The 16,150-nt window shown below is 69.7% G+C and carries 16 protein-coding genes and 1 pseudogene; 8 read left to right on the forward strand and 9 right to left on the reverse strand.

What is annotated here, in order from left to right; all coding sequences use genetic code 11:
* Positions 1–32 precede the first annotated feature (32 nt).
* The 3 genes from ACIRRY_RS06915 to ACIRRY_RS06925 all read left to right on the forward strand — a co-directional run bounded on the left by ACIRRY_RS06915 (position 33) and on the right by ACIRRY_RS06925 (position 3,781).
* The gene (locus ACIRRY_RS06915) at positions 33–491 is read left to right on the forward strand and encodes an NUDIX hydrolase (RefSeq protein WP_403968763.1); all 459 of its coding nucleotides are present in this window, start codon (positions 33–35) and stop codon (positions 489–491) included.
* Between the two features lie 252 nt (positions 492–743).
* Positions 744–2,519, forward strand: a complete 1,776-nt coding sequence (locus ACIRRY_RS06920; RefSeq protein ID WP_403968765.1) for a TIGR03767 family metallophosphoesterase — start codon at positions 744–746, stop codon at positions 2,517–2,519.
* Between the two features lie 125 nt (positions 2,520–2,644).
* On the forward strand, positions 2,645–3,781 hold the full coding sequence (locus tag ACIRRY_RS06925) for a serine hydrolase domain-containing protein (RefSeq protein ID WP_403968767.1): 1,137 nt from the start codon (positions 2,645–2,647) through the stop codon (positions 3,779–3,781).
* On the opposite strand, the gene ACIRRY_RS06930 is transcribed toward ACIRRY_RS06925, so the two are convergent.
* The gene (locus ACIRRY_RS06930) at positions 3,720–4,211 is read right to left on the reverse strand and encodes a hypothetical protein (protein WP_403968769.1); all 492 of its coding nucleotides are present in this window, start codon (positions 4,209–4,211) and stop codon (positions 3,720–3,722) included. The genes ACIRRY_RS06925 and ACIRRY_RS06930 overlap by 62 nt on opposite strands.
* A gap of 156 nt (positions 4,212–4,367) precedes the next feature.
* On the opposite strand from ACIRRY_RS06930, the gene ACIRRY_RS06935 reads away from it, so the two are divergent.
* Both ACIRRY_RS06935 and ACIRRY_RS06940 read left to right on the forward strand, forming a co-directional pair.
* A complete protein-coding gene (locus tag ACIRRY_RS06935; RefSeq protein ID WP_403968771.1) occupies positions 4,368–4,505 on the forward strand; it encodes a hypothetical protein in 138 nt (45 codons plus the stop codon).
* Between the two features lie 84 nt (positions 4,506–4,589).
* Positions 4,590–4,904 (forward strand): annotated as a pseudogene (locus ACIRRY_RS06940) (helix-turn-helix domain-containing protein); the annotation flags it as partial.
* A gap of 41 nt (positions 4,905–4,945) precedes the next feature.
* Here the strand turns inward: ACIRRY_RS06940 and ACIRRY_RS06945 are convergent.
* The 3 genes from ACIRRY_RS06945 to ACIRRY_RS06955 all read right to left on the reverse strand — a co-directional run bounded on the left by ACIRRY_RS06945 (position 4,946) and on the right by ACIRRY_RS06955 (position 6,569).
* Positions 4,946–5,167, reverse strand: coding sequence for a DUF397 domain-containing protein (locus ACIRRY_RS06945; RefSeq protein WP_403968773.1), 222 nt, complete (start codon positions 5,165–5,167; stop codon positions 4,946–4,948).
* Positions 5,168–5,386: 219 nt separating this feature from the next.
* Positions 5,387–5,683: a DUF397 domain-containing protein gene (locus ACIRRY_RS06950; protein WP_403968775.1), complete on the reverse strand. Its 297-nt coding sequence runs from the start codon at positions 5,681–5,683 to the stop codon at positions 5,387–5,389.
* A 4-nt stretch (positions 5,684–5,687) separates the two neighbouring features.
* Positions 5,688–6,569, reverse strand: coding sequence for a helix-turn-helix domain-containing protein (locus ACIRRY_RS06955; protein ID WP_403968777.1), 882 nt, complete (start codon positions 6,567–6,569; stop codon positions 5,688–5,690).
* Between the two features lie 202 nt (positions 6,570–6,771).
* On the opposite strand from ACIRRY_RS06955, the gene ACIRRY_RS06960 reads away from it, so the two are divergent.
* Positions 6,772–7,167, forward strand: a complete 396-nt coding sequence (locus tag ACIRRY_RS06960) for an ATP-binding protein (protein ID WP_403968779.1) — start codon at positions 6,772–6,774, stop codon at positions 7,165–7,167.
* Positions 7,168–7,321: 154 nt separating this feature from the next.
* Positions 7,322–8,536: a glycosyltransferase gene (locus ACIRRY_RS06965; protein WP_403970823.1), complete on the forward strand. Its 1,215-nt coding sequence runs from the start codon at positions 7,322–7,324 to the stop codon at positions 8,534–8,536.
* 75 nt (positions 8,537–8,611) lie between these two features.
* On the opposite strand, the gene ACIRRY_RS06970 is transcribed toward ACIRRY_RS06965, so the two are convergent.
* Both ACIRRY_RS06970 and pepN read right to left on the reverse strand, forming a co-directional pair.
* On the reverse strand, positions 8,612–9,661 hold the full coding sequence (locus ACIRRY_RS06970; RefSeq protein ID WP_403968780.1) for a hypothetical protein: 1,050 nt from the start codon (positions 9,659–9,661) through the stop codon (positions 8,612–8,614).
* Between the two features lie 227 nt (positions 9,662–9,888).
* Positions 9,889–12,498: an aminopeptidase N gene (pepN, locus tag ACIRRY_RS06975; protein ID WP_403968782.1), complete on the reverse strand. Its 2,610-nt coding sequence runs from the start codon at positions 12,496–12,498 to the stop codon at positions 9,889–9,891.
* A 150-nt stretch (positions 12,499–12,648) separates the two neighbouring features.
* Here pepN and ACIRRY_RS06980 point away from each other — a divergent pair, with 150 nt between their 5' ends.
* On the forward strand, positions 12,649–13,302 hold the full coding sequence (locus ACIRRY_RS06980; protein WP_403968783.1) for a DsbA family protein: 654 nt from the start codon (positions 12,649–12,651) through the stop codon (positions 13,300–13,302).
* Positions 13,303–13,314: 12 nt separating this feature from the next.
* On the opposite strand, the gene ACIRRY_RS06985 is transcribed toward ACIRRY_RS06980, so the two are convergent.
* The 3 genes from ACIRRY_RS06985 to ACIRRY_RS06995 all read right to left on the reverse strand — a co-directional run bounded on the left by ACIRRY_RS06985 (position 13,315) and on the right by ACIRRY_RS06995 (position 16,108).
* On the reverse strand, positions 13,315–13,548 hold the full coding sequence (locus ACIRRY_RS06985; protein ID WP_403968785.1) for a hypothetical protein: 234 nt from the start codon (positions 13,546–13,548) through the stop codon (positions 13,315–13,317).
* A gap of 69 nt (positions 13,549–13,617) precedes the next feature.
* On the reverse strand, positions 13,618–15,039 hold the full coding sequence (locus tag ACIRRY_RS06990; RefSeq protein ID WP_403968787.1) for an FGGY family carbohydrate kinase: 1,422 nt from the start codon (positions 15,037–15,039) through the stop codon (positions 13,618–13,620).
* Positions 15,040–15,067: 28 nt separating this feature from the next.
* Positions 15,068–16,108: a 2-hydroxyacid dehydrogenase gene (locus ACIRRY_RS06995; RefSeq protein WP_403968789.1), complete on the reverse strand. Its 1,041-nt coding sequence runs from the start codon at positions 16,106–16,108 to the stop codon at positions 15,068–15,070.
* Positions 16,109–16,150 lie beyond the last annotated feature (42 nt).

A 16,150-nucleotide genomic window follows, 5' to 3' on the forward strand; every position in this document is an offset into this window, starting at 1 on the left:
CCACCCCTATCGAAGCGCCTAGCTTCACCGACGTGCGCAAGAAACTGAGGGTCGCCGCCTACGCCGTCTGCGTCCGCGACGGCCAACTCCTGCTAGCCCGTTCCCCCGCCGAGCGCGGAGGACACGAGTGGGTCCTACCCGGCGGCGGCATGGACCACGGCGAGCACCCCAACGACACAGTCGTACGCGAGCTGGAAGAGGAGACCGGCTACCACATCGAGGTCACCGGCTTCCTCGGTATGGACACGACCCACCACGTCATCCCGTGGAGCTACCGACGCAAGGTGGACCACCACGGCCTCCGAATCGTCTACGAGGCCAGAATCGTCGGAGGCGAGCTCCGCAACGAGATCGGCGGCTCCACCGACATGGCGGCCTGGCATCCACTGGACGAGGTGTCGGCCCTGCGCCGCGTCCCGTTGATCGACGTCGCACTGAGACTGTGGCGCGAGAAGCCGGCCGTAGGGCGGGTCGAACGGGTCCCGGAATAGCTTCAGTACCCCGGCAGATGAACGCGGAGTAGCCACTTCCCGGCGGCTCGACGAGCGTTCACGAACGCACAGGGGGCGCCAAGATCCACGTACGGTGATCGGCGCCACGCGTTGCTGCCTCGTTTACGCGCAGGTCATCCCCGATGCCAAGCATCCAGTACGAGCGGGAAGTTCGCGACCGCGATCGAAAACCGATCGACGCGAATCCCCGCGACCACTGCCGACGCAGTTCGTACTCGGGGAGATCGCGCCATGTCGCGCACACGCTCTGTCGCCAGCTCCGTGCTGGGGGTCAACCGCCGTACCGTCCTCGCCGCCACCGCGGCCGTGTCCGTCTCCGCAGGTGTCGGTTACGCCCTACGGCCCACCGACAGCCAGGCCGCCACCGCCGACGCCACCAACGCCTCCAACGCCGCCGCCGAGGCGCCCGTGGCGGAGTCCCGCAAGGCGCCGGCCGCACCCCTGGCCCCGTACACCAAGGGCACCACCCTCGCCACGGTCGCCGCCCCGCGCACCCACTCCGGCTACCGCCGCCTCGGCGACGGCGCCGGCTGGAAGCGCGTCGTGCGCGCCGACCTCGCCGCCGCCAAGTCCGGGCGCGCGGGCCGCCGTACGGCACTCGCGTCGTTCGTGCAGTTCACCGACCTGCACCTGATGGACACTCAACACCCCCTGCGCCTGGAGTACTTGCGCTCCACCGACAAGCACGCCTGGCGCCCGCACGAGGCGCTGACCGTGCAGGGCGGGATCTCGCTGGTCGAGCGGGTCAACGCGCTGCGCGGCGCCCCGGTGACCGGCTCCCCGCTGCACTTCGTGATGACCACCGGCGACAACACGGACAACAACGCCAAGTCCGAGCTGGAATGGTTCATGAAGATCATGAGCGGCGGCCGGTTCACCCCCAACACCGGTGACCCGCGCCACTACGAGGGCGTCATGAACAGCGGCCTCAAGCTGTACTGGCAGCCCGACTCCACGCTGCGCGACGGCGACAAGCAGGTCGGCTTCCCGCACCTCAAGGGCTTCCTGGCCGCCGCGATCCGCGAGGTCCGCAGCCCCGGCCTCAACCTGCCCTGGTACTCGACGGTCGGCAACCACGACGCGCTCCCGCTCGGCTGCTTCGGCTCGCACGCCGACCCGTACCTCACCGAACTCGCCATCGGCGGCAAGAAGTTGATGACGGCGACGGCCGCCGAGGCGAAGAAGCTGCAGAACACGATCCGGGACGCCAAGGACCCCAAGGGCACCGGCTACCGCGACTTCCTGAAGGCGCACGCCCGCTCCGCGCGCTCGGTCACGCCGGACGAGCAGCGCGCGCCGTACACCTCCGCCGAGTACCTCAAGGCCCACCTGGACCCGGCCTACCAGGGCTACGGCCCGGTCGGGCACGGCTACTCCTCCGCGAACGTCGACGCGGGCACGCAGTACTACGCGTTCCGGATCGCCGACGACGTGATCGGCATCAGCCTCGACACCACGGACGCGGGCGGCCACTACGAAGGGTCCATCGGGGCAACGCAGTTGAGGTGGCTGGACAAGACGCTCCGCGACAACAAGGACTCGTACGCGGTGATCTTCAGCCACCACACCAGCAAGACGATGGACAACACCCGCCCCGACCCGGCGCACCCCACCGAGCGCCGCTACGAGGGCAACGCGGTCATCGCGCTCCTCGGCAGCCACCCCAACGTGCTGGCCTGGGTGAACGGTCACATCCACCGCAACGTCATCACCCCGCACTCGGCGCCCGACGGCCGCAGCTTCTGGGAGATCTCCACCGCCTCGCACGTCGACTATCCCCAACTCGCCCGTGTCATCGAGCTGGTGGACAACAAGGACGGCACGCTGTCCCTCTTCACCACGCTGATCGAGTCCGCGGCCCCGCACCGCACGGACTTCTCCGACCTCACCCAGACCGGCCTCGCGGCCCTGTACCGCGAACTGTCGTACAACGCGCCGGGATCCAGCACGGTGCTGGGCGGCGACGCGAAGGACCGCAACACCGAGCTGATCCTGAAGAAGGGCTGACCTTCCAGAACGGCCGAAACTCACTCAACTGGCGCACGGCGGAGCAACCTTCGTACCGGAAGGCCGTGTCCATCCCCCCGACCGAGCTGAACCGAGCCGAACCGGGCTCAACAGAGGGGGAAGACATGGCAGTTCGCGCGGTAGTGATGGGTGCGACGGCGGTGGCGTTGTCGGCGGCGCTGGCGGGTCCCGCGCTGGCGGCGCCCGCCGGAGGGGATCACACGGCGACCCGGCAGGCGATCGAGGCGGCCGTGAAGGACGGAGTACCCGGCGTGACGGCCACGGTCCGCGACAGCGGCACCACCTGGTCGACGACGGCCGGCGTGGGCAACCTCCGTACCGGGGCGCCGCGTTCGGCCGACGACCGCTACCGGATCGGCAGCATCACCAAGACGTTCGTGTCGACGGTGCTGCTCCAACTGGAGGCGGAGGGACGCCTGTCACTGGACGACACGGTGGCGAAGTGGCTGCCGGGCGTGGTCGAGGGCCACGGCAACGACGGCACGAAAGTCACCGTCCGCCAGCTCATGAACCACACCAGCGGCATCTTCAACTACACGGCGGACGACGACTTCGGCCGCACGTACTTCCTCAAGGACGGCTTCTTCCAGCACCGTTACGACACGAGGACCCCGGCCGACCTGGTGGCGATCGCCATGTCCCACAAGCCGGACTTCGCGCCCGGCACGTCGTGGAACTACTCCAACACGAACTACGTCCTCGCCGGGATGGTCATCCAGAAGGTCACCGGCCACTCGTACGCGACCGAGATCCGCAACCGCATCATCAACCCCCTCCACCTGAAGGCGACTTCACTCCCCGGCACGAAGGCGACTCTCCCGAGCCCGAGCAGCCGCGCCTACGGCAAGCTGGCGGAGGAGACGACGGGCCCGACGTACGACGTCACGAAACTGAATCCGTCCTTGGCCTCCTCGGCGGGCGAGATGATCTCCGACTCCGCCGACCTGGACCGCTTCTACGGCGCCCTGCTGGGCGGACGACTCCTCCCGTCGAGGCAACTGCGGGAGATGAAGACGACGGTACCGGCGGGCGACAGCCCGACCACGCGCTACGGCCTCGGTATCTCCGACATCAAGCTGCCCTGCGGCGTCCACATCTGGGGCCACGACGGCGGCATCCACGGCTCGTCATCGGCGGTGGTGACGACGCCGGACGGCCGCCACTCCCTGGCGTTCAACTTCAACGGGGACTGGTCGGGGGACGCGGGGGCGGTGGTGGTGGGGGAGTACTGCGGGAAGTGACGCCTCCGCGCGGATAGCGGTCGCGAAGAAGCAGCACACAGCACACGAGGGAGCAGGCCAGCCCCGCGTACAACAGGGGCGAGACCCAGAACCACACCGCCTCGGTGCTGTGCCCGCCGGCCCAGCGGCAGGTGATGGACGGAGGGAAGCCGTTCACGTGCACGGACGTCAGGCTGGAGTCCCGCCCGGCGTCCATGTACACGCCGTCGCCGGTCCTGTCCCCGCACACGTCCAACGGGTTCGTGAAGGCAAGCCCGTACACGGTCCCGGCCCCGTAGGCGCCGATCGCGGTCCCCGCCCCCATCACCGCCCAACGGGCCGCCCGCGGGGGCGTCTTCCTCGTCACCCACAGCGCGTACGGAACCGCCCCGACGGCAAAGACGAAGACCGTGATCAGGGGCGGACCGAAGATCGCGAACAGGGACACCATGTGGGTGACGGTACGTCGGGGGCGGGGGCAGGGTGATTTCGCCAGACCGGTGAACTGGGCTGTGACTCCAGGGGAGTTGGCCGGCAGCTCTCGTCCGAACTGTCAGGGGCGATCAGCTATCTGCCTCGATATACAGATCTCTGTATACCCGCGTGTGTGAGTGACCTCTGGCGGAACGAGATCGAGCCCGAGGTCCGGCAGTGGCTGGAGCTCCTCTCGGATGCGCACTACGCCAAGGCCGAGCGAGCTGTCGACCTGCTCGTGGCTCAGCCGACCACACTTGGCGAGGGTTGAACGCGCCCAGCAGGTGCAACAGGTCTGCGAGGCGGAGCATGGGGTCGCTGAGCACAGTTACGAGCGGATCGAGGAGGAGGGGCCGTGAACCACTCCGAATGGAAGACCCGGCGGACCAGGAAGCTTCTGTGCGAGTCCGTTGAGGAGTCGCCGGCTTATGTGGAGGCCGGGTATGCGTTCGCTCTGGGGCAGGCGGTCCACGACCGGCGTACCCAGCTCGGCCTGTCGCAGGCCGAGCTGGCTCGCGGGGCGGGGATGACTCAGCCGCAGATCTCCAACATCGAGGGTGGCGACTCCGTACCCACTTTGCCCCTGCTCACCCGGCTGGCCAGCGCGCTGGACGCCTCGCTGACCATTGACCTTGATGGCGATACGTCGGCGTTCGTCTTCACCGCGCATGACGGGGGCGAGCCGGGGGCGGGCAGCGGGGCGGGCGTTCGTCAGTCGCGTGAGTTCGTCTCGCGGAGGTGGGTGAGGAAAGGGGCCCATGCCGTTACGGGGAGGAGCAGCGTGGGGCCGGCGGCGTTCTTGGAGTCGCGGATCGCTATGCCGGTGGGGGTGAGGTGGGCGGCTTCGATGCAGTTCTGGCCCGCGTCGCTGTAGGACGACTTGAACCAGGCGTGTTCGGGGGCGGGTTCGGCGACGGTGGGGTGTGTGGGCATGGGCCTGTGGCTCTCGTTTGGTGTGCCTTCGGCGGTGCGGGGTGCGCGTGGACGGTCAGCACTCAGGGAGGGGGGCCGTGGAAGTGTGACAGTTAGCGCCGAAGTGTCACACTTCCACGAAGTGGGTGCCGGTGGCGGGGGGAGGTGGAGGAGGGCGTCGCTCAACTTCGCCGTTCTCGGAGCGGCAGCTCGCGATCGCCCCATGCACCGGCCCCTTCGCTAGCCGCGTGAGTCCGTCTCGCGAAGATGGGAGAGGAAGGGGGCCCATGCCGTCGCGGGGAGGAGCAGTGCCGGGCCGGTGGGGTTCTTGGAGTCGCGGATGGCGATGCCGGGGTTCAGTCGGGCGGCCTCTATGCAGTTCTGGCCGCCCGAGTCGCTGTAGGAGGACTTGAACCAGCTCTGTTCCGGGGCCAGTTCGACGCAGTTGTTTCCGGTGCCGTCGCTGTAGGAGGACTTGCGCCAGGCCGTTTCGGGGGCGAGTTGGGAGGCGGTGGCGGCAGTGGGGGCAGTGGGCATGGACCTACAGCTCTCGTGTCAGTCGGTGAAGGAAGTCGGGGGTGTCCTCGGGCGGCAACGCCGACGCCACCATGGAGTCGAATCGGCGTACAAACCGGTCCACTTCACGGGGTTTGTCGGAGGTGGAGAGGGCTCCCCAGGCGTTGTCGATCTGGACTCTCGACGGCAGTTGATCACCGAACTCAAGGATCGCGAAGTCGTGCGTGGAGCGATAGCCGGTCCTGAATGGCAACACCTGGATGGTGATGTGGTCCCGGGAGTTCAGCGTCACCAGTCTCTCGAACTGCTCGTGCATCACCTCGGGGCCTCCCACCGGATACCGTAGGGCGGCCTCGCCGAGGATGACGCGGAGCCTGACCGGATCCTCCCGGGTGAGCACCTCCTGACGCTTCACCCTCAGCTCCACGCTACTGCGGATGAACTCCGAGGTGGTCTCCTCGACCGGCTTGTGGAGTTCGAGCAGCGCCTGCGCGTAACGCTTCGTCTGGAGCAGGCCGTAGACCAGCGTCGGGTGGTATGCCCGCATGCTTCGCGCTTCCGGTTCGAGCCCGACGAAGCCCGGCATTCCGGCGGGCATGATGCCCCGGAACTGGGTCAGCCAGTCCTGGGTCGCCGACTCCCGGTTGAGGTTGATGAGCGACTCGACGACCGTCTCGTCTGCCACGCCGTATCTGGCCAGCAGCTTGCGGAGATCGCCTACGTTCCGAAAGTTGAGGGAGCCGGTTTCGATCCGCTGCAGGGCAGCTTCCGAGATGCGTGTTCCCTGGATGGCCTGCTTACGGGTGAGCCCGCTGCCCCGGTCGCCGAGTCCGCAGTTCTCGCGCAACTGGCGCAGTTGTAATCCGAGTTCGAGCCGTTGACCTGTGCGCCCGCGTTTGGCCGCCATGTGCACCACCCTCGTGCCTCTGTGAGTGTTCCTCCGTGCTGTGTGCCGAGTCTTGCATCACGAGTGCGGCGCATGCAGTCGGTTGTGCAGAACTCGGCATAGTCCATTTTCATCCTCGTTGAATATTCGAGCGGGTTTCGATTGCAGGTCAACCGGCAATCCCGCCACCGTAGTTGGGCACCCCCACCCGAAAGGACCCCCCATGCCCACCCCCGACTGGTCCATGAGCTACCCCATGACCCTCCGCAGCGTCCGCCTCGCCCGCACCCACACCCGCCGCCGCCTCACCCTCTGGAACTGGCCCGGCGACATCGACGACGCCGTCCTCGTCACCTCCGAGCTCGTCGCCAACGCGGTACGACACGGCCGCCTCCCCGGACACGAGGTCTGGCTGCGGGTCGCCGTAGACGAAGAAAAGGACTCCGCGCTGACGATCGACGTATCGGACCCGGTGCTGGAGTTCCCCGTGGTGAGTCAGGCGCCCGGTGGGGAGAGCGGGCGTGGGCTTTTGGTCGTTTCCGGGGTGTCCGCGTCTCTTGACTGGTTTCCGCGGAGCGACGTCGGCAAGACCGTCCGCGCCCGCCTCGCCACCAATTGACCCCGGGATAACCAACCGGACTCGGATACGAGACGCCCAGTTCATTCATGCGAAATGTCCGTGCCGCCTCATAACGGCTAACCCGCTGTTCACGGGGATGGCTCGATTCATACGCAAGGCGGGTGGTCGTGTGCGCGCTAGACACGAGCTGCACGTGCTGTCGGTCTACGAGGGCTTCTTCTCCGGAGGAGCCCGAATCGTCCACAGCGACGTTGTACTGGGACTGGTGGAGGGCGGCCAGCACCATTCGGTGCTCAGCATCCACGGCGAGGTCCACCGAGAAGCAACCCGGCAGGCCATGGAGAACGACGCCTGCTACCAACAACTGACCGCGGCCGGCGTCGGCGTCTCCACCCTCGGCCGCAGCTTCGGCGGCGACCGGGACCCGGACGGCACCGTCAGCGACGGCTTCACCGGCCCCGAGCTGGCCGACGCGGCCCGCGCCCTGGCCGACGCGGACGTCGTCCTGTCGCTCAAGGAACAGCCGCTCTCGCTGCTCAACCAGGCGGGCCTGCCCCGCCGCCCCGTCGTCGTGTGCCTGCACCGTTCGGACCCCGAACACCAGGGCGCCGCCCTCGACGAACTGAAGGCCGCCATCGCCGACGGCAAGGTCGTCGCCTGCGTCTGCTGCGCGGAGTCCACCCGCGACGCCTACCGGGCCGCCGGCATCCCGCCCGAGGTCCTCCACGTCATCCCCAACGGCGTGGATCTGTTCCGCTTCCGGCCCGACCCCGCCCGGCGGCTCGCCCTCCGTGCCTCCCTCGGCATTCCGGACACCGCCCCCGTCGTCGTCTTCGCCGCCCGCTACGCCACCATGAAGAACATCCCGCTCTTCCTCCGCGCCGCCCACGAGTGGCTACGGCGCGAACCCGCCGGCCACGTCCTCATGTGCGGCACGGGCATGACCGACACCCAGCCCGCCCTCTCCGCCGACATCGACACCGCCTTCGGGGAGGACAGGGAGCGACTCGGCCATCGGCTCCATCTCCTCGGCGTACGGCGGGACATGGAGACCGTCTACGCCGGATCCGACGTCGTCGCGCTCACGTCCTCGTTCGGCGAGGCCGCGCCCCTCTGCCTCATCGAGGGCATGATGTGCGGGGCCGTACCCGTCTCCACCGACGTCGGCGACAGCGCGTCCATCGTCACCGGCCACGGCATCGTCACACCCCCCGACCCGGACGCCATCGCGTCGGCCTGGACCGAGGCGGTCATCGGCCGCGCGGAGTTCGCCCAGGCCCACGCCCGCAGCCGCGAACGCTTCAGCCGTACGCGCATGATCGCCTCCTACGCCGCCCTCATCGACGGCCTCCACGCGGGACACACGAGCGCCGCCGCTGCCCCGCCGCCCCTGCCCGAACCCTTCTAGACGAACGTACGAGGAGGGACCACCGACCCCCCGGTGGCCCCTCCTCTCCCCTCCTGATCCCGCCCCGGTCCGTCACTACCGGGGCAGCACCACGACATACGCGGCCGGATCACGGTCCGCCGCCGCCATCAGTGCCGTACGGACCACCGCCGCCTGCTGCTCCATCGCGTCCCGGAGCTTCTTGGGGGTGATGTGGACGACCGTGATGCCCAGCCGCTCCAGGTGCTCGCGCTTGCGGGCGTACTCCGACCACAGGGCGGCATCGTCCTGCCGATGGCCTTGGCGGGGCGCGCGGGTGTCCAGTTCCACGGCGACCGACTGCTCCGGCCAGTACGCGTCCAGGCCGCCCAGGTGCGGGCCGCCCGGCAGGCGCAGGTCGACGTTCCAGACCGGGTCGGGAAGGCCGTGCTCGCTCACCATCCGGTAGAGGCGGTCCTCGGCGATCGACCTGCCCTCCGCCAGGAGGGAGTCCACCGCGTCCACCACATGCGGGCGGCCCAGCAGCTTCGCGTTGTTCAACTCCCGTACCACCGCCGCCGGTTCGCAGTGGCCGCCGCGGACGGCCTCGGTGAGCAGCCGGCGTACCGCGTCCGCGTCCGACAGCTCGGCCACCGCGTCCGCGAGGGCCCGCGGCACCGGGGCCACCGGTACGCCCTTCACCTGCTCCGGGGTGGGCAGCGCCGACGTACGGACGATGCGGGCGCAGCCCGTGGAGCGGAGCCGGCGCATCCGGGGGACCAGGACGTCGATGTGGTCGAGGGAGGGCAGCGGCCCGGCCGCGGTGAAACCGTGCAGGGTCAGCGCGGCCAGGCCCGTGACCATCGTCTCCGTGTACGTCGGCCGGTGCGGACCCTCCGCGCCCGGCTGGACCGGGACCCCCGCCGTCCGCTCCCGCGCCGCGAACATCAGCACCGCGTGCAGCCGCTCCTCGCCGGTGGGCGGGCCGGAGTGCAGCAGGACGACGCCGGGGAGGAGCTGCTGCCAGGGGCCGCCTGGGCGGCACTGCTCGTTCACCTCGGCGGCCGGGACGCCGTGCGCACGGAGCTGAGCCGTCGTCAGAACCCGGCGGTGCACCTCGGAGAGGTGGCTGAGGGGGCGGGGGGAGAGCGGGGTGTTGTGGTTCATGCAACGGGGTTTCCCGCGCCGGATCCGCTCCCTAACCGCTGTTACACGGTCGTCGACAAATCCGGACAACGCGGTACTAAAGGACAGGCGTTCGGATGCCGAGTAGACGCCGAAAACCCCTGGTCCGGATGGGGTGGACCAGGGGTTACGGTTGCGATTACCTGTATTCGGTAACGGTGACGGAGGGATCAATCACAGGCCAAGGGTCCGCCCTCGGCCCCGCGCCGTCACCCCTGATCGCCGCGCCCCTCGTTGTCCGCCGCCTGCGCCCGCAGCGCCCGCGCCAGATCGTCCCGCGACTCCAGCACCAGCCGCCGCAGGGCGGGGGCCGAACCCTCGTGCGCGCTCAGCCACGCGTCCGTCGCGGCCAGCGTCGCCTGCCCGTCCTCCGCCGTCGGGAACGCCGGGAACAGACCCCGCACCACATCCATGCCGATCTGGATCGACCGCTCCTCCCACACGCGCTCGATCGCCGCGAAGTACTTCTCCGTGTACGGCGCGAGCAACTCCCGCTGCGAGGGCTGCACGAAGCCCGCGATCGTCGCCTCGACCAGCGCGTTGGACAGCACCTCCGACTCCACGACCTGCGCCCACGCCTGCGCCTTGACGGCCGCCGAGGGACGGGCGGCGAGCGTGCGGACCTGGTGCCGCTTGCCGGACGCGGTGTCGTCGCGGGCCAGTTCGGCGGCCACCACGGCCGCGTCGGCGACGCCGTGCGAGGTCAGCGGCTCCAGGAACGCCCAGCGCAGCTCCTGGTCCACGACCAGGCCCTCGATCTTCTCCGTACCGTCCAACAGGCCCCGCAACAGCGCCAGTTCCTCCGGCGCCGACGCCACCGACGCGTAGAAACGCGCCCAGGCCAGCTGCTGCTCACTGCCGGGCTTGGCCCCCCGCAGATCCCGTTCCGCGATGTCCGTCAGCATCTCCGCGCCGATCTCGCGCCACCACGGCGGCGAGTAGTTGACCAACGCCGAGTTCGCCCACGCGTGCAGCATCTGGAGGACGCCGATGTCGGTCTCCCGGCGCCCGAACTGCATCACCAGGTCGATGAAGTCGGGCCCGAGCAGCAGTGCGTCCCGGGTCATGTTCCACAGCGCCGACCAGCACAGCGCCCGCGCCATCGGATCGGTGAGCGCGCCGAGCCGGTCCCGCAGGGTCTCCAACGACGTAGCGTCGAAACGGGTCTTGGCGTAGGTGAGGTCCTCGTCGTTGACGAGCACCAGCTCCGGCGCGTCCGCACCGGCCAGTTCCACTACGACCGTGCGCGGGCCGTCGATGTCCACCTCGACCCGCTCGTACCGGACGAGACGCCTGTCCTCCGTCCGGTAGAGGCCGACGACCACTCGGTGCGGGCGGAGCTCGGGGTGGTCCGCCGGGGCAATGGGAGTCGCGTCCTGAAGCACCGTCAGCTCGGCGATCCTGCCGCCCTCCACGTCCAACACCACTTGCGGGGTGAGGGAGTTGACCCCGGCCGTCTGGAGCCACGACCGCGCCCAGGACGCCATGTCCCGGCCGCTCGTCTCCTCAAGGACCGACAGCAGATCACCCAGCCGAGTGTTGCCGTAGGCGTTCCGCTTGAAGTAGCGGCGCGCGCCCTCCAGGAACGCGTCCTGGCCGACGTACGCCACCAACTGCTTCAGTACGGACGCCCCCTTGGCGTACGTGATGCCGTCGAAGTTGAGCTTCGCGTCCTGGAGGTCGCGGATGTCGGCGGTGATGGGGTGCGTGGAGGGGAGCTGGTCCGCGCGGTAGGCCCACGCCTTGCGGCGGTTGGCGAAGCTGATCCAGGCATCGGTGAAGCGGGTCGCGCCGACGCTCGCGAACACCCCCATGAAGTCCGCGAAGGACTCCTTCAACCACAGGTCGTCCCACCACTCCATGGTGACGAGGTCGCCGAACCACATGTGCGCCATCTCGTGCAGGATCGTGTTCGCCCGCGCCGAGTACGAGGCCTGCGTCACCTTCCCCCGGAAGATGTACTCCTCGCGGAAGGTGACAAGCCCCGGGTTCTCCATCGCGCCGAGGTTGTACTCCGGCACGAACGCCTGGTCGTACTTCCCGAACGGGTACGGGTAGTCGAAGTGCTCGTGGAAGAAGTCCAGCCCCTGCTTCGTCACCAGGAACACGTCGTCGGAGTCGAAGTACGGAGCCAGGCCCTTGCGGCACATCGCGCCGAGCGGGATCTCCAGCGTCGTACCGTCGGCGAAGGTGCGTGAGTAGGAGTCCGTGACGTAGTGGTACGGGCCCGCGAGGAACGCCGTGATGTACGTCGAGATCGGCTTCGTCTCCGCGAACTTCCATACGCCGTCGGTCAGTTCGCCGACACCGTTGCTCCACACCGTCCAGCCCTCGGGGGCCCGCACCTCGGCGCGGAACGGCGCCTTGAGGTCCGGCTGCTCGAAGTTGGCGAAGACCCGGCGCGAGTCGGCCGGCTCGTACTGGGTGTAGAGGTAGATCTCGCCGTCCTCTGGGTCGACGAAGCGGTGCATGCCCTCGCCGGTACGGGAGTACGCGCACCGCGCGTCGACGATCAGCTCGTTCTCGGCGGCCAGGTCCTCCAGCTGGATGCGCGAGCCGTCGAAGACCGCGCCCGGGTCGAGGTCCCTGCCGTTGAGCGACACGGCGGTGACGCCCGGCGCGATCAGGTCCGCGAAGCTCGCCGCGCCCGGCTCGGCACAGCGGAACCGGATCGTGGTCACGGACCGGAACGTCCGCGGCCCCTCCCCGGCATCGTCACCCACCGCCGAGCGCAGGTCGAGGGACACGTCGTACCCGTCGACGGACAGCAGTGCGGCCCGCTCCCGGGCCTCGTCGCGGGACAGATTCTCACCGGGCACGGAGGCACTCCCTCGGATGGTCATCGCTTGGTGGTCATAGCTGTGTGGTCAGGGCCGATCCTGCCATGCGCCCCTGACCGCGGGTACCCGGGAATGAGGTGGCGAGAGGCGGTGTTGCGGTTGGGAAACGGCCGTATTCCGAGGAGCGTCATGTCTGAGACCGCCAAGACCCCCGTGGACTTCTGGTTCGACCCGCTGTGCCCGTGGGCCTGGATGACGTCCCGCTGGGTGCTCGAAGTGGAGAAGGTCCGGGACATCGAGGTCCGCTGGCACATCATGAGCCTGGCGGTGCTCAACGAGCCCAAGCTGGACGAGCTGCCCGAGGAGTACCGCGAGCTGCTCGCCACCAAGGCCTGGAAGCCGATCCGCGTGGTCACCGCCGCCTGGCAGAAGCACGGCTCGGATGTCCTCGGCCCGCTCTACACCGCGCTCGGCACCCGCATCCACAACAACGGCGAGGGCCCGACCGTCGAGGCGATCGCCGGCGCGCTCGCGGAGGTCGGCCTGCCCGCCGACCTGATCGACTACGCCGATCAGGAGGACTTCGAGTTCGACGCCGAGCTGCGCGCCTCCCACAAGGAGGGCATCGACAAGGTCGGCCAGGACGTCGGCACCCCCGTCATCGCCGTCCCCGGCCCCGACGGCGAGCAGATCGCCTTCTTCGGCCCGGTCGTCACCCCCGCCCCCAAGGGCGAGGAGGCCGCCCGCCTGTGGGACGGCACCGTCGCGGTCGCCTCGGTCCCCGGGTTCTACGAGATCAAGCGCTCGCGTACCAAGGGCCCGGACTTCAGCAACCTGGTGTAAGCACGGCGGCACTCACTCCTGGGCGGCGGTCTTCTCCTCGCGGAACTTCTCGGGGAGATCACCGCCGCCCCGTGCGTTGTACGCCGGCTGGTACCGCACACAGCCTTTGACGACGCAGCGCCACAGATCCCCCACGTAGTGCCGGGGCCCCCGCTCCTCGCGGACGGCGGCCTTCTCGGCGTCGGCCATCTTCTGGAAGTCCTGCCACCCGAGGCAGTTCGGGCACCACCGTCGAAGCACCGTCATGAACTCCTCCTCGCCACGCACGGGCCAGGCCGGTAGTACACCGCGAATCGCGGGCGCCCGCCCCCGAAATCACCGGCTCCGGTCGCGCGCCGCCGCCAGCCGCGCCAGATGGTCCTCGAACCCCTTCGCGTAGTACGCGGCCCGCCCCGCGTCCGGCTCGACGACCTCCGTCGGCCGGGTCCAGGCCGCCGTGTCCAGCGCGACCCCGTAGCGCTCGGCCGCCGCGAGGACCGCGCCCCGCGCACCCACCTCACCCTCGACCACCCGCAACGGCCGTCCCAGCACATCCGCGAGCAGCCGCATCCAGGCGCGGCTGCGCGTCCCCCCGCCGCACACGGCCAGCGAACCCGTCAGCCCGGCCGCCTCCAGACAGTGCCGGGCCGCGTAACCGATGCCCTCGCAGGTCGCGCGGATCAGGTCGGCGGGCGTCGACTCCAGGGAGACACCGGTCAGTTCGGCGCGGAGCCGGGGTTCGACGAAGGGCGCGCGCTCGCCGGACGGCGCGAAGTACGGCAGCACCCGCACCCCGTTCGCCCCGGCCGGGGTCGCGGCGAGCAGCGCGTCCACCTCCTCGTGCCGGACGCCCGTCGTCGACAGCACCCAGTCCAGGGCCGCCGTACCGACCATCGCCGGCATGGCCCGCAGCCAGTGCCCCGGCCGGTCGAGCGAGATGTACAGCCCGGCCGGCTCGCCGCTCAGGTCCAGCTCGGTGGTCGCGACCAGACTGGCGAGACACGTCCCGACGATCAGCAGCCCGTCCCCCGGTTCCGTCACCCCCGCGCCGAGCGCGCAGGCGGGCAGGTCGTACGGCCCGTTCGCGATCCGGGTGCCCGCCGGCAGCCCCTCGCCGCGCGTCCCGGCCGTCGCGACCGGGTCACTGACCGGGGCCAGCAGCCCGCGGCGCCGGGTCAGACCGAGAAGCTCGACGACACCGTTGTCGTACGACCGCGTCCGGGGGTCGAGGAACGGCATCGACGCGTCCGAGACATCGGTGGTCGCCGGTGCCCCCGTGAGCCGCCGGAAGACCATGTCCTTGCAGTACAGGGCGTGCCTCGCCGCGTCCAGCGCCTTCGGCTCGTGCGCCTCGAACCAGGCCAGCAACGGCCCCGGACACCCGGGGAACATCGCGCTCCCCGTCCGCCGGAACACCGTCTCGAACGTCCCGTCCGCCAGCCACCGGTCGAGCAGTTCATACGCCCGCCCGTCCATCCAGGACGCCGCGGCGCGTACCGGCCGGCCGTCCTTGTCCACCAGCCATACGCCGTCGCCCTGCCCGGTGAGCCCGGCGAGCTCGACCGGCTCGGCCACGCCTGCCGTGACCTCGTCGAGTACGGCGACCACCGCGGCGTAGACCTCGTCCATGTCCTGCTCGACGAACCCACCGTGCATCGACAGCTCCACCGGGCGGGCGGCTACGGCGAGTTGGCGACCGGAGGCGTCGAAGGCGGCGGCTTTCACGGCGGAGGTGCCTACGTCGATGCCGATGTACATAACATCTCCTCGGAGTTGGTGACGATCCTCAGGTCAGGCTGTGCGCGAGCGACTCCCGGCGCGCCCAACGTCCCACCTCCGCCGCCGCGATACGCGCCGCCTTCTCGGCCACGGCTCGGGAGGCACCGCCCAGGTGAGGGGTGAGGACGACCCGGTCCGCGAGCCCGAAAATGCGTGAACCGGCGGGCAACGGCTCGCGCGCGTACGTGTCCAGGGCCGCCGCCGACACCCGACCGCTCTCCAACGCCTCGCACAGCGCGTCCTCGTCCAGCAACGGGCCCCGCGCCACGTTCACCACCACCGCCCCGGGCCGCAGCAGCGCCAGCTCGCGGGTGCCGATCAGGCCACGTGTCTCGGGGGTCAACCGGGCGTGCAGGGTGATGACTTGGGAGCGGCGGAGGAGTTCGTCCAGCGCCGTGACGCGCAGCCCGTGGATCTCGCCGTGCACATAGGGGTCGTACACCATCACGCGGGCGCCGAAGGCGCAGAGGACGCGGGCGACCCGGCTGCCGACGGCCCCGTACCCGACGAGCCCGACCGGCAGGTCCTCCAGCTCCAGACCGCTCCGTTCGTACGTGTAGTAGGCGGCGCCCGCCTCCCAACCGCCCTGCCCGGCAAGGAGTTCATGCGCCTGCGGGATGCGGCGGAGTGCGGCCAGCATCATCCCCACGGTGAACTCGGCGGTCGCGGCGGCGTTGCGGCCGGGGGCGAAGCACACCCGTACGTTGTGGGTCTTCGCCGCGTCGAGGTTGACGTTGACGGGTCCGCCCCGGCACACGACGACCAGCCGCAGTTCCGGGCAGGCGTCCAGCACGCGCTCGGTGACCGGGCCCATCTGGGTGACCAGCACCGGCGCACCGGTGCCGCGCAGGGCGTCGATCACCTCGTCCTCGGCATCGCTCGCCTCCTCCACCTCGGCCACGGCCCCGAAGGGCTCCAGGGGCCAGCCGAGCGTCAACTCGCTTACGGCGAAAGGGTGTTCACGCAGTTCCTCGGCGATCGCGGAAGTGATCAGCGACGGCAGGACGAAATGGTCACCGGCGGCGACGACACGCAGGGTCTCGGTCATCGTGGGACTCCCTCCCTCTTTGCCACGATGAACGGGGAATGC

Origin of the sequence: Streptomyces sp. NPDC101776 (genome assembly GCF_044766845.1) — a bacterium.
Lineage (GTDB): Bacteria > Actinomycetota > Actinomycetes > Streptomycetales > Streptomycetaceae > Streptomyces.

Excerpts from the sequence above, each read along its gene's own strand:
- ACIRRY_RS06970 (WP_403968780.1), bottom strand. The coding sequence starts at position 9,661 with ATGAACCACAACACCCCGCTCTCCCCCCGCCCCCTCAGCCACCTCTCC.
- ACIRRY_RS06955 (WP_403968777.1), bottom strand. The coding sequence starts at position 6,569 with ATGGCGGCCAAACGCGGGCGCACAGGTCAACGGCTCGAACTCGGATTA.
- ACIRRY_RS06950 (WP_403968775.1), bottom strand. The coding sequence starts at position 5,683 with ATGCCCACTGCCCCCACTGCCGCCACCGCCTCCCAACTCGCCCCCGAA.
- ACIRRY_RS06945 (WP_403968773.1), bottom strand. The coding sequence starts at position 5,167 with ATGCCCACACACCCCACCGTCGCCGAACCCGCCCCCGAACACGCCTGG.
- ACIRRY_RS06990 (WP_403968787.1), bottom strand. The coding sequence starts at position 15,039 with ATGTACATCGGCATCGACGTAGGCACCTCCGCCGTGAAAGCCGCCGCC.
- ACIRRY_RS06995 (WP_403968789.1), bottom strand. The coding sequence starts at position 16,108 with ATGACCGAGACCCTGCGTGTCGTCGCCGCCGGTGACCATTTCGTCCTG.
- ACIRRY_RS06930 (WP_403968769.1), bottom strand. The coding sequence starts at position 4,211 with ATGGTGTCCCTGTTCGCGATCTTCGGTCCGCCCCTGATCACGGTCTTC.
- ACIRRY_RS06985 (WP_403968785.1), bottom strand. The coding sequence starts at position 13,548 with ATGACGGTGCTTCGACGGTGGTGCCCGAACTGCCTCGGGTGGCAGGAC.
- ACIRRY_RS06960 (WP_403968779.1), top strand. The coding sequence starts at position 6,772 with ATGCCCACCCCCGACTGGTCCATGAGCTACCCCATGACCCTCCGCAGC.
- ACIRRY_RS06980 (WP_403968783.1), top strand. The coding sequence starts at position 12,649 with ATGTCTGAGACCGCCAAGACCCCCGTGGACTTCTGGTTCGACCCGCTG.
- ACIRRY_RS06925 (WP_403968767.1), top strand. The coding sequence starts at position 2,645 with ATGGCAGTTCGCGCGGTAGTGATGGGTGCGACGGCGGTGGCGTTGTCG.
- ACIRRY_RS06920 (WP_403968765.1), top strand. The coding sequence starts at position 744 with ATGTCGCGCACACGCTCTGTCGCCAGCTCCGTGCTGGGGGTCAACCGC.